Here is a 15,816-nt window from a genome sequence, read left to right as displayed (position 1 = left end):
ATCCATAGTCAAAAGGAGAGTGGTTTCATTCTTTTTTGTGTGCTACCACTTTAGAAATTTAAGTTTTCTTGATGTTTCGGGAGATAAATATGTAAAGTTTTACTATATAAGGAATGGAAGAATATTTAAGGTTTAATCCATAGTCAAAAGGAGAGTGGTTTCATTCTTTTTTGTGTGCTACCACTTTAGAAATTTAAGTTTTCTTGATGTTTCGAGAGATAATATTTAATGTTTTACCATATAAGGAATGAAAGAGCATTTAAGTTAATCCATAGCCAAAAGGAGATTGGTTTTAGTATTCATTTTTAGTTTTACTACTTTAGAAACTCAAGTTCATTAAGTTGATAGATTGGCAATGTTTTCACCTATGAGAAGTTTTGCGCTTTGATCTTATAAACCTCAAATCCTTAAAATGCTGATCAAAAAAAGGGCGTAAAGTTTTCACCTTACGCCCTATATCTTAACCTTGCGGCTTAAAACCTATTTCATAAATAATAATTCTCTGAATTTTGGTAAAGGCCAAACACTGTCGTCAACAATCTGCTCCAATTTATCTGCATGGTAACGGATTAAATCAAAGTAAGATTTAACTTTCTCATCGTAAGCAATTGCTTTCTCACGTGTATCTTCAATTTTGTTGGTTACTTTACGTTCTTCTAACATCGCATCGATATTTGTTTTTACGATATCTAAATGCTCGGATAATTTCTTTACAATTACAAGAGAAGATTTGCTTTCAATGCCCAAATCTTTCAATCCTTTAACGTTCTCAATTAAGGAGTTCTGGTAAGCAATTGCAGCAGGAATAATGGCCGTATTTGCCACTTCGCCCATAACACGGGCCTCAATCTGTAATTTTTTGTAGAAATTTTCTAACATAATTTCATGACGGGCATGAATCTCACGAGCACTGTAAATGCCTGTTGTAGAGAATAATTCAGCAGATTTTTCTGTTAAATAAGCATCAAGGGCTTTAGGTGTAGTTTTGATATTTGATAAACCACGTGTTGCAGCTTCATCTTCCCACTCCTGGCTATAACCATTTCCTTCAAAACGGATGGCTTTAGATTCTTTGATGTATTTTTTAATCACTGTTAATAAAGCGATATCTTTTTTATCACCTTTCTTAATCAGTTTATCTACTTCAACTTTGAATTTTGTTAACTGCTCAGCCATGATTGCATTTAAAATCGTCATCGGTGCTGAAGAGTTAGCTGAAGAACCTACAGCTCTTAACTCAAATTTATTTCCTGTAAAGGCAAAAGGTGAAGTACGGTTACGGTCGGTATTATCCAATAAAATTTGTGGAATTTTAGGAATACCTAACCAAAGTGCATTATCTTCTTTGATTTTTTTGCTGATTCGTGAGTGCTCAATCTCATCTAACACATCGTTCAATTGAGAACCTAAGAAGATAGAAATAATAGCTGGCGGCGCCTCGTTAGCTCCTAAACGGTGATCGTTGCTTACTGATGCAATACTGGCACGTAATAAATCAGCATGCTCACTAACTGCTTTAATTGTGTTTACAAAGAAAGCCAGGAACATCAGGTTATTTTTAGGCGTTTTGCCTGGTGCCAATAAGTTTTTACCAGTATCTGTAATTAACGACCAGTTATTATGTTTACCTGATCCGTTGATTCCTGCATATGGTTTTTCATGTAATAAAACACGGAAATGGTGACGGCGGGCAACTTTTTCCATCAAATCCATTAACAACTGATTGTGGTCAATCGCTAAGTTGATTTCCTCATAAATAGGCGCACATTCGAATTGAGATGGTGCTACCTCATTGTGACGGGTTTTTAATGGAATACCTAATTTTAAGGCTTCATTTTCGAAATCAACCATATAGGTGAAAACACGTTCAGGAATTGATCCGAAATAGTGATCTTCTAATTGCTGACCTTTAGCAGACATGTGTCCGAATAAGGCACGACCAGTTAACAATAAATCCGGGCGGGCGTTATATAAAGACTCGTCAACCAGGAAATATTCTTGTTCGATACCTAATGATGCATTTACTTTAGTAATGCTTTTATCGAAATATTGGCAAACATCAACAGCTGCTTTATCAAGTGCGGCTAATGCTTTTAATAATGGTGCTTTATAATCTAATGCTTCACCAGTGTAGGATACAAAAACGGTTGGAATACAAAGTGTTTTACCCGCTTTGCTTTCCATAATGAAGGCTGGAGAAGAGGGATCCCATGCAGTATAGCCACGTGCTTCGAAAGTATTACGGATACCACCGTTAGGGAAACTTGATGCATCTGGCTCTTGCTGAACCAATGCACTACCTGCAAATTTTTCGATAGCACCATCGCCGCTTGGCTCAAAAAATGAATCGTGCTTTTCTGCAGTTGTACCTGTTAATGGTTGAAACCAATGCGTGTAATGCGTTGCACCTGCACTCATTGCCCAAGCTTTCATAGCCGTAGCAATCTGGTTAGCATCATCAGAATTAATGAGTTCACCTTGGTTAATAGATGAGATCAATTTTTCATACACGTCCTTAGATAAGAAATCTCTCATTTTTTTCTTATCAAATACATTAGCGCCAAAAAAATCAGAAATTTTTGAAGATGGTGATTTAACTTCTGGTGAAATTCTGTTTTGAGCCTCTTTTAATGCGATGGTTCTTAAGCTTTTCATTAATTTGTTATGTTTTTTGTCAAAAATAGGATATTTTATTAATTTTTATAAAACAATCGTAAGAAATATATCAATTTTATTGAAAATGAAATAAAAAAATGTTTTAGAGATCAAAAATTTCATTTTTGGTAAAGAAAGGAGATTTTTTAACTGTTTTATGGAATCATTGATTTTGTTACATCATGCTTAAAACTTAAAAGCTATGTTCAATTCATCAATCAATGTGTACAAAACCGAGTGGCTCGATCTTGTATTTGCTAACCGCAACAAAAATTATGGCGCCTATGAATTAAGGTCTAAATCTTCTAAAATTATGACCAGATCGCTATTCATAGTCAGTGGATTATTTCTTTTAGCTGGCTTTGCTCCACTGGTTTATAGCAAAATGTTTCCAACAGTTATCGAAAAAGTAAGTCCTCCTAAGGTGGTTAACTTGGCAGAGGTGATTCATACCATGGAAAAAAAGATTGAACCAGAGAAAAAGATAGAACCTGCAAAAGCTGAACCTGTTAAAGTGAAATCAGTTAACGTGACATCAAATATTGTAGTGGTAGATAAACCAGAAATCAAAGATCCGCCTACTATAGACGAAATTAAGAATGCTGTTGTTAGCAATGTTACTCAAGATGGAGATATTAAGCCAAATTTAGTACTTAATAAAGCTGTGGTTACGGGCAATGGTGATGGTTTGACTAAAGAAAATACATCTGGCGGCGACTCAAATGCTATTCTTGGTACAGACGGCGTGGATGAATATCCTGAATTTACAGGTGGAATGAAAGCTTTTGCTAAATACATGGAACGTAATCTGCGTTATCCTTCACAAGCACAAGATGATGGGGTTCAAGGTAAGGTGTTTATCAGTTTCGTGGTTGAAAAGGATGGTTCGATCACTGATGTTAAAGTATTGAAGGGGATTGGTTATGGGTGTGATGAGGAAGCCATGAAAGTGATTAAAAAATCTCCACTCTGGAAACCTGGAAAAAATAAAGGAATCCCGGTAAGGGTAAGGTACAATATGCCGATTAATTTTAATTTAATGTAGAAGTGGTTAGGCGAGGAGTTGGTTAGATGGTTTAGTTAGTAAGGTGGCTAGAAACTATCAGTTATTGAAGGTTCGTCATTTCAACTGCAGTGGAGAAATCTTGAACTTTGCTTTTGTAAATGAATAATCAGAATAAACCCATTTGAAAAGATCTCTCCATTTCGCACTGCCTAAGGAGGCAGGTGCTACAGTCGGGATGACGATAATTGGTTTTTAGGAGAAAGGTGGAGAGTTGGGAAGGTGAGAAGTTGGTTAGGTGTTTAGTTAGTCAGGCGGCTAAAAACTATCAATTATTGAAGGTTCGTCATTTCGACCATAGTGGAGAAATCTTCGAATTTTGCTTTTTGCAAATGAATAATCAGAAGAAGCCCATTTGAAAAGATCTCTCCATTTCGCACTGCCTGAAGGAGGCAGGTGCTTCAGTCGAGATGACGACAATTGGTTTTTAGGAGAAAGGTGGGAAGGTGGGAAGTTGGGAAGGTGAGAAGTTGGTTAGATGGTTAGGTGTTTAGTTAGTAAGGCGGCTAAAAACTATTAATTATTGAAGGTTCGTCATTTCGACCGCAGTGGAGAAATCTTTGAACTTTGCTTTTTGCAAATGATTAATCAGAAGAAACGCATTTGAAAAGATCTCTCCATTTCGCAATGCCTTAAAAAGGCAGGTGCTACAGTCGAGATGACGACTTTAGTGAAGATATCGTCATTTCGACTGCAGTGTAGAAATCTTGAACTTTGCTTTTGCAAATGAATAATCAGAAGAAATCCATTTGAAAAGATCTCTCCATTTCGCACTGCCTGAAGGAGGCAAGTGCTACAGTCGAGATGACGACTTTAGTGAAGATATCGTTATTTCAACTGCAGTGGAGAAATCTTGAACTTTGCTTTTGTAAATGAATAATCAGAATAAACCCATTTGAAAAGATCTCTCCATTTCGCACTGCCTAAGGAGGCAGGTGCTACAGTCGGGATGACGACTTTGGCGTATATCCCGTCTTCCTGAACTTGATTCAGGATCTTAAATAGATGAGTTTTTTTGTGAGGTGCTGAGATAAATTCAGCACGACGGATTTACGAAGTAATGCTTAAAAATAAATTTATAATTGTGATTTTTGGTGATAAATGAAAAGGCTTGAGTGTTTGCTCAAGCCTTTGTCATGTAATTTCAATCTATTTAAATTTATGTAGCGATTAACCCTTTACTTTTTCTTCAATCCATTTTCTGGCGTTTACAAAAGCTTCCATCCATGGTGATACTTCGTCTTTTCTGCCAGCAGGGTAATTTGCCCAATGCCACTGAAATAATGAACGCTCAATGTGTGGCATCATCACTAAATGGCGGCCAGTTTCATCACACATCATAGCCGTGTTATAATCAGAACCATTCGGACTTGCAGGATAACCTTCGTATGCATATTTGGCTACGATTTTATATTGATCTTCCGCATAAGGTAATGAGAATTTTCCTTCTCCATGTGATACCCAAACGCCTAAAGTGCTACCTACTAAGGTAGAAAGCATCACTGAATGATTTTCTTGTAAGGTTAATGAAGTGAAAATACTTTCATGCTTGCCACTTTTGTTGTGCAGCATTTTTGGTTTCTCTTCATGGTTTTTGTTAATCAGGCCAAGCTCTATAAATAATTGACAGCCATTACAAATACCAACGGATAAAGTATCAGGGCGGGCAAAGAATTTTTCTAAAGCTACCCGGGCTTTTTCATTATATAAAAATGCGCCAGCCCAACCTTTGGCTGATCCTAAAACATCAGAGTTGGAGAAACCTCCAACAGCACCAATAAACTGAATGTCTTCCAGTGTTTCGCGGCCTGTGATTAAATCCGTCATGTGAACATCTTTAACATCAAAGCCTGCTAAAAACATTGCGTTAGCCAGTTCACGCTCAGAGTTACTACCTTTTTCACGGATAATCGCTGCTTTCGGACGGGGTTTCGTAGCATCAATAACAGGTTTCTTTCCATCAAACTGAGATGGGAAATTATATTTTAAGGCCTGGTTTTTATAATTGTCGTAACGTTCTTTTGCTAAACCATTACCTGTTTGCTTGGTGTCTAATAGGTATGAAGTTTTAAACCATACATCACGTAAGTGGTTGATTTCAAAGTTGAAACTATCTGTTGCATTCTTAACCTCAAGTGTCAGTGATGATGTCACTTTTCCAATTTTATGAAAATTAACACCTGCACTGGTTAATGTATTTTCTACTGAGGCATCTGCCTGGAAAACCAAAGCGATATTTTCAGCGAATAATAGTTTAATAATGTCTTGTTCACCTAGAGAAGAAAGATCAATTGAAGCGCCTAAATCGCGATCGGCGAAACACATTTCCAATAACGTTGTAATTAAACCACCGCTACCGATATCGTGTCCGGCCTGAATTTTATCTTCTTTAATTAATTGCTGAATAGTGTTGAATGCTTTCGAGAATTGACCTGCATCTTTAATGTCTGGTGTCTCTGTTCCAATCTTGTTTAAAATCTGCGCAAAAGAAGATCCACCTAATTTATAGGTATCGTTAGAAAGGTTAATATAATAAATAGATCCACCATCTTTTTGAAGTACGGGTTCCACCACTTGTGTAATGTCATTGCAATTTGCACCTGCAGAAATAATCACTGTTCCGGGTGCAATTACATCGCCATTTTTATATTTCTGTTTCATCGAAAGCGAATCTTTTCCGGTTGGGATGTTGATTCCTAAATCGATGGCAAAATCAGAACAAGCCTTTACCGCTTCGTATAGGCGAGCATCTTCTCCTTCATTTTTACAGGCCCACATCCAGTTTGCTGAAAGTGAAACACTTTTCAAGCCTTCTTTTAGAGGTGCCCAAACAATATTAGATAAAGATTCTGCAATCGCATTTCTGCTCCCTGCAGCCGGGTCGATCAGCGCCGAAATCGGAGCATGGCCAACTGAGGTTGCAATTCCTTCTTTACCCTGAAAATCCAAAGCCATTACGCCACAGTTGTTTAATGGCAACTGCAAAGGTCCAGCAGTTTGTTGTTTCGCTACACGGCCACCCACGCAACGGTCAACTTTATTGGTTAACCAATCTTTTGATGCAACAGCTTCTAATTGTAAAACCTGCTCTAAATAAGTATGAAGTTCTTTTTGATCGTAAGCAAGTGCTTCGTATTGGCGATTAATGGTTTGGTCATCCATCACAATTTTTGGCGAACTGCCGAACATATCTTTCAATTCCAGATCCATTGGCTTAATGCCCGTTGTTTCTGATTTGAATGTAAAACGATGATCACCGGTTACTTTACCTACCGTATACATAGGGGAGCGCTCGCGATCAGCAATTTTCTGTAAGGTTTCAATGTGTTCGTTACCAATCACTAATCCCATTCTTTCCTGAGATTCGTTTCCAATAATTTCCTTAGCGGATAGGGTAGGATCACCAACAGGTAATTTATCTAGATTGATTAATCCACCTGTTTCTTCTACCAGTTCTGATAAACAGTTTAAGTGTCCGCCTGCACCATGATCGTGAATAGAGATGATTGAATTGTGTTCACTTTCTACCATTCCCCGAACCGCATTGGCGGCACGTTTTTGCATTTCTGGATTAGATCTTTGAATCGCATTTAACTCAATACCCGATCCATGTTGGCCGGTATCAGCCGATGAAACTGCTGCACCACCCATTCCAATTCTATAATTTTCACCCCCGAGAATAACGATGTTATCGCCTTCCTGTGGTTTTAGTTTTTGTGCCTGACTGGCTTTGCCGTAGCCAATACCACCAGCAAGCATGATCACTTTATCGAAACCTAATTTGCGGGCATCTTCTTCGTGTTCAAAAGTTAACACTGAACCTGTGATAAGTGGCTGACCGAATTTATTTCCGAAATCAGTTGCACCGTTTGATGCTTTGATCAGAATATCCATTGGCGTTTGATATAGCCAGTCTCTTTCTTCTACACCTTTTTCCCAAGGACGGTTTTCTTCCAGCCTGGAAAGTGCTGTCATGTAAACCGCGGTTCCGGCTAAGGGTAAAGAACCTTGTCCGCCAGCTAAACGATCTCTGATTTCGCCACCAGAACCTGTTGCTGCGCCATTAAAAGGCTCAACAGTGGTTGGGAAGTTATGTGTTTCGGCTTTTAATGAAATAACCGAATCAAAATCGCTGGTAGCGTAATAATCTGGAATATCGGCTCTTTTAGGTGCGAATTGCTGCACCGTTGGGCCTTTAATAAAAGCAACGTTGTCTTTATAGGCAGAAACAATATCATTTGGATTTGCCTCTGATGTTTTTCGGATTAATTTAAACAGTGAGGAGGGCTGCTCTACGCCATCAATTACAAATTTTCCGTTGAATATTTTATGACGGCAATGTTCAGAATTGACCTGAGAGAAACCGAAAACTTCTGAATCTGTTAAAGGTCTTCCTAAATTGGTTGCTAATGTATTCAGATATTCTACCTCTTCATCACTGAGTGATAAGCCTTCTTGTTTGTTGTAGGCTGCAATATCAGTAATTTCTAAAATGGGTTCTGGCTTAATATCAATGGTGTAAATGCCTTGATCAAGCTTACTGTATTTCTGAGCGAGCATAGGGTCATAATCAGAAAAATCTTCAGCTATAGCTTTAAATTCTTCGATTCTGATGATGCCTTGCATATCCATGTTCTGGGTAATCTCTACCGCATTTGTACTCCATGGCGTAATCATAGCTGCCCTTGGTCCGACGAAAAAGCCTTCTAAAGCTGTTTCTGCTGAAATTTTGGCACCGCCAAATAACCACTCAAGTTTAGTAATGTCATTGGTAGTAAGCGTTTTGTCTGTTTGTAATACAAAAACCGCCTGCGATTGACTAAGGAAGAAATGAATCATGCTTTTTTTTTGAAGCTGCAAATTTAGGTTTTTTAGATTGAATGCGTGAATGATTGCATAATAGAATCAGAGAATGTGGAAATAATGACGGGATTGTGGAGAGTTAATGATAGAAGGAAAGAATGGATGATTGAATGATGGTCGGATTGTGGTAGAGATTAATAGGGAAGGGAAAATAGATAAGAGAAGTTGATGAGGAGAATAGTAAAAAGGTAATCAATCCCCAAGCCTTTGGTTTGTTGGCTCACTAACCAAAACACTTTATCTTACCACCTTGCTGTCATTCAGAGCGCAGCGAAGAATCCCTGTCTTTTAATCTACTGACTTCGTTTCATACAAAGCCAACTATACTAGATAGCAAGGCAAATGGCAGGTTTGATAGTGAGTTGCGGAGAATGGTTTTTACTTCGCCCTTTCCCTTTTAGGGGAAAGGTGCCGCTAGGCGGATAGGGGTTTAATTCACCATTAAATTGTATGCAAAGTTCAAAGATTCCTCCACTACGGTCGGAATGACGATTTCTTCGAGTGAGATTGTTTTTCATTGCCCTTTCCTTTCAGTGGAAAGGTGCAGACACGCTGATAGGGGCTTTTTCTCCTTCGGATAGGGGCTTGGTAACTTTTCTCCACTTTACTAGCCTTGTTGAAGAATTCTTTTGTCTTCGTAATTTTTCTGCAACTTTGTACATCAAATTCATTTAAAATCCACTCATTCAAATTCAATCATTATTATGTTCAACCGGATTCATCATATTGCCATTATTTGTTCAGATTATGAAAGATCAAAAAAATTCTATGTTAATAAGCTGGGCTTTACCATATTGGCCGAGGTTTATCGTGAAGAACGTAAATCGTATAAGCTGGATTTAGCTGTGAATGGGTTGTATCAGATTGAATTGTTTTCTTTTGAAAATCCACCCGCCAGGCCATCAAGGCCCGAAGCCCAGGGTTTAAGGCATCTGGCTTTTGAGGTAGATGATATTGAAAAGGAAATTAACAGGTTAAGTGATGCCGGAATTATCACAGAGCCCGTTCGGATTGATGAGTTTACTGGGAAGAGGTTTACTTTTTTTAGTGATCCGGATGGTTTACCGCTTGAGTTATATGAGGGGTAGAGGGGGTAGTTGGGGGACGGTTAGTTGGATTTAGGAGGCTAGTTGATTAGGCGGTTAGAGGGTTAGGTGTTGAGTTGGTTATTGGGTGTTATGAGTATTTTTAAATTTAAGCAGTTTGAAGTTGACCAAACGGGTTGTGCCATGAAGATCAATACCGATGGGGTGTTAATTGCTGCAATGGCTAATCATGAAGGGCCTCAGCATATCCTGGATATTGGAACAGGGACAGGTGTGATGGCGCTTATGCTGGCACAGCGTTTCCCTGAAGCTGAGGTTGAGGCGGTAGAAATTGACCTTCAAGCTGCGCAAACTGCTGGAAGGAATTTTCAATCATCAGTTTTCAATAGTCGGTTAAAAGTGCATCATCTTGGAATTCAGGAATTTCAAAGCAATCAAAAATTTGATTTGATTGTATCTAATCCGCCTTTTTTTGTAAATGATCTGAGAAACGATGAAGAAAGAAAAGGCATCGCCAGGCATGCTGATCAATCATTTTTCGAAGTGCTGATTCGAAAAGCGAATGATTTATTAACTGGAAATGGTAAATTTTGGATAATTCTACCCGTGAAACAAGCTGATGAGGTAGTTAAAATCGCTGCTAAGTATCCACTTCATCTTATTGAACAAGTTAATCTTCATTCTGATCTTCAAAAACCGACTTTCAGGCAAATTATTTGTTTGGCAAGAAACCACGCGGTGCGTGAGAAAAGTGATTTCTATATTTATGAATCATTTAAAATTCATAGCGCATCATATAAATACTTATTAAAAGATTTTTTTCTGGCCTTTTAGTTGGTTTAAATTAGTGATTAAATGGAGCATCAATAACCAGCTGTTTTTATTGCAGATGATGACGTAAAATTGCATGGATTTTTTTGTGTGCAAACACAATCACAGTAAATTAGCTTAAGAAATTTGGTGTATAACCAGCACAATTAAATTCACAATATGAGAAAAATAGGATTAATTTCTGATACACATGGTTACCTGGATGATGCAGTTTTTAAGCACTTCGATCAGGTGGATGAAATTTGGCATGCTGGAGATTTTGGCTCTGATGTAGCTGCTCCATTAGCTGCATTTAAACCTTTGCGAGGCGTATTTGGAAATATTGATGATGCTACAATTCGTTCTGAGTTTCCAGAGAAAAATCGATTTAGCTGCGAATTGGTTGATGTTTGGATGACGCATATTGGCGGTTACCCGGGTAAATATTCGTCCTATGTTAAGCCAGAAATTTACACTAACCCTCCTAAATTATTTATCACAGGGCATTCGCATATTTTAAAAGTGATGTTCGATGAAAAAATAAAATGTCTGCATATAAACCCCGGCGCAGCAGGAAAACAGGGCTGGCACAAAGTGAGAACACTGATTAGGTTTTGTATTTCTGAAGAAAATATTCATACCTTAGAGGTTATAGAGTTATCAGGTAGATAATGTAAAATATACACTAAGTATGGGTTTTGGCGTAGTCACATTAGGGCAATTTATTATTGAAAAACAAGCAGATTTCCCCTATGCAAAAGGAGAACTTTCCAGGCTGTTGCGGGATATTGCAATTGCTGCAAAAATTGTAAATAGAGAAATCAATAAAGCCGGTTTGGTGGATATGATTGGGCATGTGGGTACGACTAATATTCAAGGAGAAAAACAAAAGAAACTGGATGTATATGCCGATCAGCAATTTATTGCCGCCTTAACCAGCGGAGGAGAATGTTGTATTATCGCCACTGAAGAAGAGGAAGAGATTATTCATATTGAATCGCCTGTTTCTCAAAATGCTAAATATATTGTCTGTATTGATCCCATGGATGGATCATCCAATACGGATGTGAATGTAGCGGTGGGTACTGTTTTTTCAATTTACCGGCGTAAATCTTTAGAAGGAAAGGCCAGTATTAAAGATGTATTGCAAAAAGGTACAGAACAGGTGGCGGCAGGTTATATTATTTATGGCTCATCCACGATGTTAGTCTACACTACTGGAAAAGGTGTGAACGGATTTACACTGGATCCTTCTATCGGTGAATTTTGTCTTTCTCATCCCGAAATGAAAATCCCGGAAAGCGGCATTACTTATTCTATTAATGAAGGGAATTATGTTCATTTTCCTGATGGTGTGAAAAAATACATCAAATATTGCCAGGTGGAGGATGAAAGTACGGAAAGGCCTTATACATCTCGCTATATTGGTTCTATGGTTGGTGATATCCACCGGAGTCTGATTAATGGTGGGATCTATATTTATCCAACCACGTCGCGATCACCAGAGGGTAAACTACGATTGCTTTATGAATGTAATCCGATGGCTTTTATTATTGAGCAGGCTGGGGGCAAGGCCAGTACTGGTTTTGAGCGGATTTTAGAAATTCAACCTACCGAAGTTCATCAACGTGTTCCTATTTTTATCGGTTCTATCCGCATGGTAGAAAAAGCAGAAGAAATGATGTTAAATGGTATATCCAAACGTGATCAGGTAGAGGCAAAACTTGAAGGAATGGGTGTGATTGGAGGTATAGACTAAGATTAAAGTCTTGATATCTTCGGAAATAAATGAACTTAAGTTGTGGCTGTTGATTGAGTACACTAATTTGCAGCCACAATATCGTTCTATCAAATTAAGAGTTCACATCATTGTTTTCATAAATAAGTAGCTTCAGAATGAGTTAAAGCATTTTTTTTCGCTCTGCCTCAAAAAAGGTGTCTATTGCCAGGTTTTGTTTGTCTTGTGAAGCAAATACCGCCAGTCTATCGCAACGCTCATTTTCCGGATGATCATTGTGGCCTTTAATCCAAATGAATTTTACCTTATGCAGTTTGTATAATTCAAGGAAGCGGATCCAGAGATCCTTGTTTTTTTTATCTTTAAAGTTTTTAGTTACCCAACCGAAAAGCCATTTCTTTTCTACTGCATCTACTACATATTTTGAATCGGAGTAAACCGTTACTTCCTGATTTAAACTTTTCAGTGCTTCCAGGCCTTTAATTACGGCCAATAATTCCATGCGGTTATTGGTGGTCATTCTGAACCCGCCACTCAATTCTTTATAGTGTTGTCCTGCTCTTAAAATAGTTCCCCAGCCACCTGGTCCGGGGTTTCCACTGGCTGCTCCGTCTGTATAAATCTCAATCATAAACAGGGTAAAGTTATGTTTTTAGGTTTAAAACTGTGGATTTTATGTTGAAGTGATAAATTATTTTCATTTCAAATAATTGAATTTTAAGCAATTAAAAATTTGTCGTTAATTCTTTGACAAAAATATTTGCAGGGAATAGTAAAAATCGTACTTTTGTGACACTAAAAAATACGGTGGTTGTAGCTCAGTTGGTTAGAGTATTGGTTTGTGGTGCCGAGGGTCGTGGGTTCGAGCCCCATCAGCCACCCAGAATTTTGAAAGGTCTTGACATATGTTGAGACCTTTTTTTTTAACAGTTTGATCTTAAAATACTTATTCGGTTATTTCATCAATTGATTGTGTTCGACATCGGACTCCAATTTATTTAAATCTTCTAAAAAATAAACGACTTATTCAGGATCTATTTACTCATGGGCTGAAAACTTAAGTCTGACTTAAAAATATGATGGCGGGTATTCAGAAATCAGACTGGTGATGATGATTTCAAAATCCATCTCCTTTCAAATTGCTGCATCAATTTTTAAAGATCTGCTTGAGAAAGATTTAAGTCTTATTTATCTTTTGTTCGTATTTGTTTAGCCTTTGGCTAAAGGATGGTATTGCACAGGATCCTGGCAGCTTCTTCACTTGTTGCTAAAAATAAAGTAGCACATCAAACAATATGATCTCCTATACGAAGCAAGAGCTAAGCATAGGTGGGTTAAAGGTGGGGTAGAGGTGGAATTGACGTGGGGTGGAGGTGGAGTGAAGAAGTCAATTTTTGACAAATGGAAAATGCTATATTTAATTGATCATTCCCTTGAATACGCTAATATAATAATTATTATGGCAACATTAAATGGAATGATCAGTTTTTCAGGTAAACTGGGCGACCTTGTTTTGTTATAACCGTGGAAAAACAAAAGTGGTGCGACAGCAACTGAAGTCTTATCAGCTTTCTGAGAAAGCAAGAAAAGCAGTTGAGATTTTGGAGCGGCTAGCCGTACGGCAGCTTATTTCAGAGCGGTCTTTTTACCTCCGATATACGGATGGGGATCTGTTCAATCGACTTAATAAAAGGGTGATGGAGATTTTTAAAAGTATCCCCAAAGAACATGTCGGAAATAAAAACATAAGAATATATGCATAAAGTTGTTACCACCGATAAATTTATTCTAATGAGTATGCTTACCAACCCTAATTTAAAAGGTTCATTTCTAAAATTTGAACCTTTTTTTATTTATAGAGTGCGCTGGCTAGCGATAACATCAACCAGATATTAAAGTTTACTATTGCTCAATATTTTTCTATGCCTGGAAACTTTGACCTATTTTTTTTGTTCTAGGGCTAAGATATTACCGAATGAAAAAACTATACTTTCTAACATGTTTCATGCTTTTTTTAACTTTAAAACTCTGGGCTCAGGAGAAGAAAAGCATATCCTACAATCTATTTCATCCGGTTCCAAAAGTTGAACTAAGGGAGATGGAAACCGAAAGACCTGATGTTACAGAGTCTCCGATCACCTTAGATGCTGGCCATTTTCAGTATGAAAGTGATCTTTTCAGGCTTGAAAGAGAGCCGGGAGAAAACGCTCAGACCAATACTTATCTTTTTAATCAGGCTAACCTGAAATTAGGACTTACCCGTTCAACAGCTATCCAGCTTGTGGTTCAAAGCTTTGTATATCAAAGGGAAAAATCAATAGAGGATGGAACGATAGAACGTTCTCATGGATTTGGAGACTTGACCTTACGCATTAAACAGAATATATTAGGAAATGATAAGGGGAATTTTGCTATAGCGGTAATACCTTATCTTAAATTTCCGACTTCGCATGTGGAAGAAGAGAACCGCTACGAAGGAGGGCTTATTATACCTATGTCTCTGAAACTTCCGAGCGAATGGAATGTGGGCATGCAGATGGAGGTGGACAGGTTACAGGATACTGAAGGTGCGGGATTGCATACAGAAATCCTTCAGTCTTTTACTATCGGACATAGCCTTATGGATCGCGTTACCGGAATTGCAGAGACTTATTATAGATATGATTTCTCCCACAATCATTGGGGTAATTTTTTAAATGCCGCCTTGCAGGTCGAAATTGCAAAGGATGTTAAGCTAGATGGTGGACTAAACTATGGAATCCAGCATGATGCCATGAAAAGTTATTTTCTCGGACTGTCTTTCAGGCTTTAGGTGAGTAGTACAAAAAAGTAGGTTCTTTGTTAAGGTTTAATTTTCAAAGATTTGGATTATAGAATAGTTAAATTATGCCTTGTTACGGATCAGGAACAAGGCATAATTTTTAATAGTTGTGCTCTTTTTTATTGTCTTGTAATTTCTTGTTGATCAGGTAGATTGTTCAGCTATTTAACTAACCAGATTGTTTGAGATCCTTTATTTGCAAAGATGCTAAAGCATTTTATTCAAGCGTATCATTTTTCTGACTCATTCCTTTCTAGTGATAAAGACTGCCCATTTTGTTTAAGCTCCTCATTGTTTAAACCTGTAATTTGATGAAATTCATGTATGAACTGTTCAACCTGTTTGCTGGTTCGAAGGGATGCTATGGTTAACAAATCGGATTTGTCAGGCGATTCCGGATTTTTGAACCTTAAGTTGACTGCGGTTCTGGTGTAAATAAAATTGGTATAGATCCTTACGGTTTCGATTCTGATAAAGTCATTGAAATGATAATGTTTATTTAAATAGCTTAAGATTCCAGTTCTTTCAATAGTTTGCGCTGTTTTATTGAAAATGAGTTTTGTAAAGGCTGCAGCGATACAAAAGAATCCAAATAGGAAGAAGGCTGTACCGCCTAAAAAGGCTCCGATTGGGCTTTTAAAAATCAAAGTAAAAAATAGCACACCGAATAAAATAAAAAACGCACCTAGTATGACCACTCCTGTTTTTTTGCTTTTTAAAAGATAGGAACCATTATTATAAACAAAATTGTGATAGGAAAACATGATTGGTGGGGCTATAGTATTTAAAAGTTTATGTTGTTGCTTACATGTTGTAAAGG

General features: G+C 37.6%; 10 protein-coding genes and 1 tRNA gene. 7 read left to right on the top strand and 4 right to left on the bottom strand.

The annotated features are described in order from the left end of the window. Positions 1-480: 480 nt before the first annotated feature. Positions 481-2,655 carry a glutamine synthetase III gene (locus AN34_RS10160; protein WP_029284943.1) on the bottom strand — a complete coding sequence of 725 codons (2,175 nt, stop codon included), beginning with the start codon at positions 2,653-2,655 and terminating at the stop codon, positions 481-483. Between the two features lie 202 nt (positions 2,656-2,857). Here AN34_RS10160 and AN34_RS10155 point away from each other — a divergent pair, with 202 nt between their 5' ends. Continuing rightward, entirely contained in the window at positions 2,858-3,700 is an 843-nt protein-coding gene (locus AN34_RS10155; RefSeq protein WP_029284940.1) for an energy transducer TonB, read from the top strand. Positions 3,701-4,888: 1,188 nt separating this feature from the next. Here AN34_RS10155 and purL read toward each other — a convergent pair. After that, the gene (purL, locus tag AN34_RS10150) at positions 4,889-8,608 is read right to left on the bottom strand and encodes a phosphoribosylformylglycinamidine synthase (RefSeq protein ID WP_082468364.1); all 3,720 of its coding nucleotides are present in this window, start codon (positions 8,606-8,608) and stop codon (positions 4,889-4,891) included. A 677-nt stretch (positions 8,609-9,285) separates the two neighbouring features. Here purL and AN34_RS10145 point away from each other — a divergent pair. From AN34_RS10145 to fbp, 4 genes are all read left to right on the top strand, one after another. Next, positions 9,286-9,669, top strand: a complete 384-nt coding sequence (locus tag AN34_RS10145; protein ID WP_029284936.1) for a VOC family protein — start codon at positions 9,286-9,288, stop codon at positions 9,667-9,669. A 90-nt stretch (positions 9,670-9,759) separates the two neighbouring features. Further along, complete coding sequence (locus AN34_RS10140) at positions 9,760-10,461, top strand: tRNA1(Val) (adenine(37)-N6)-methyltransferase (protein ID WP_029284934.1); 702 nt, start codon at positions 9,760-9,762, stop codon at positions 10,459-10,461. 156 nt (positions 10,462-10,617) lie between these two features. Continuing rightward, entirely contained in the window at positions 10,618-11,109 is a 492-nt protein-coding gene (locus AN34_RS10135) for a metallophosphoesterase (RefSeq protein WP_029284931.1), read from the top strand. A 19-nt stretch (positions 11,110-11,128) separates the two neighbouring features. Beyond that, positions 11,129-12,196, top strand: coding sequence for a class 1 fructose-bisphosphatase (fbp, locus tag AN34_RS10130; RefSeq protein ID WP_029284929.1), 1,068 nt, complete (start codon positions 11,129-11,131; stop codon positions 12,194-12,196). Positions 12,197-12,338: 142 nt separating this feature from the next. Here fbp and rnhA read toward each other — a convergent pair whose 3' ends face one another. Continuing rightward, positions 12,339-12,806, bottom strand: coding sequence for a ribonuclease HI (rnhA, locus tag AN34_RS10125; RefSeq protein WP_029284927.1), 468 nt, complete (start codon positions 12,804-12,806; stop codon positions 12,339-12,341). 176 nt (positions 12,807-12,982) lie between these two features. Here rnhA and AN34_RS10120 point away from each other — a divergent pair. Next, a tRNA-His gene (locus AN34_RS10120) sits at positions 12,983-13,056 on the top strand. Positions 13,057-14,150: 1,094 nt separating this feature from the next. After that, positions 14,151-14,987, top strand: coding sequence for a transporter (locus AN34_RS10110; protein WP_029284923.1), 837 nt, complete (start codon positions 14,151-14,153; stop codon positions 14,985-14,987). 239 nt (positions 14,988-15,226) lie between these two features. Here the strand turns inward: AN34_RS10110 and AN34_RS10105 are convergent, their stop codons facing one another. After that, on the bottom strand, positions 15,227-15,760 hold the full coding sequence (locus AN34_RS10105) for a hypothetical protein (protein WP_051666415.1): 534 nt from the start codon (positions 15,758-15,760) through the stop codon (positions 15,227-15,229). Between the last annotated feature and the right edge of the window lie 56 nt (positions 15,761-15,816).

Source organism: Pedobacter sp. R20-19, from assembly GCF_000708265.2.
In the GTDB taxonomy this organism is placed as follows: domain Bacteria; phylum Bacteroidota; class Bacteroidia; order Sphingobacteriales; family Sphingobacteriaceae; genus Pedobacter.
The sequence above is the reverse complement of the archived record's forward strand: the minus strand, read 5'-3'. Positions and strand labels throughout refer to the sequence as shown.

Excerpts from the sequence above, each read along its gene's own strand:
- AN34_RS10160 (WP_029284943.1), bottom strand. The coding sequence starts at position 2,655 with ATGAAAAGCTTAAGAACCATCGCATTAAAAGAGGCTCAAAACAGAATT.
- AN34_RS10155 (WP_029284940.1), top strand. The coding sequence starts at position 2,858 with ATGTTCAATTCATCAATCAATGTGTACAAAACCGAGTGGCTCGATCTT.
- AN34_RS10145 (WP_029284936.1), top strand. The coding sequence starts at position 9,286 with ATGTTCAACCGGATTCATCATATTGCCATTATTTGTTCAGATTATGAA.
- AN34_RS10140 (WP_029284934.1), top strand. The coding sequence starts at position 9,760 with ATGAGTATTTTTAAATTTAAGCAGTTTGAAGTTGACCAAACGGGTTGT.
- AN34_RS10135 (WP_029284931.1), top strand. The coding sequence starts at position 10,618 with ATGAGAAAAATAGGATTAATTTCTGATACACATGGTTACCTGGATGAT.
- fbp (WP_029284929.1), top strand. The coding sequence starts at position 11,129 with ATGGGTTTTGGCGTAGTCACATTAGGGCAATTTATTATTGAAAAACAA.
- rnhA (WP_029284927.1), bottom strand. The coding sequence starts at position 12,806 with ATGATTGAGATTTATACAGACGGAGCAGCCAGTGGAAACCCCGGACCA.
- AN34_RS10110 (WP_029284923.1), top strand. The coding sequence starts at position 14,151 with ATGAAAAAACTATACTTTCTAACATGTTTCATGCTTTTTTTAACTTTA.
- AN34_RS10105 (WP_051666415.1), bottom strand. The coding sequence starts at position 15,760 with ATGTTTTCCTATCACAATTTTGTTTATAATAATGGTTCCTATCTTTTA.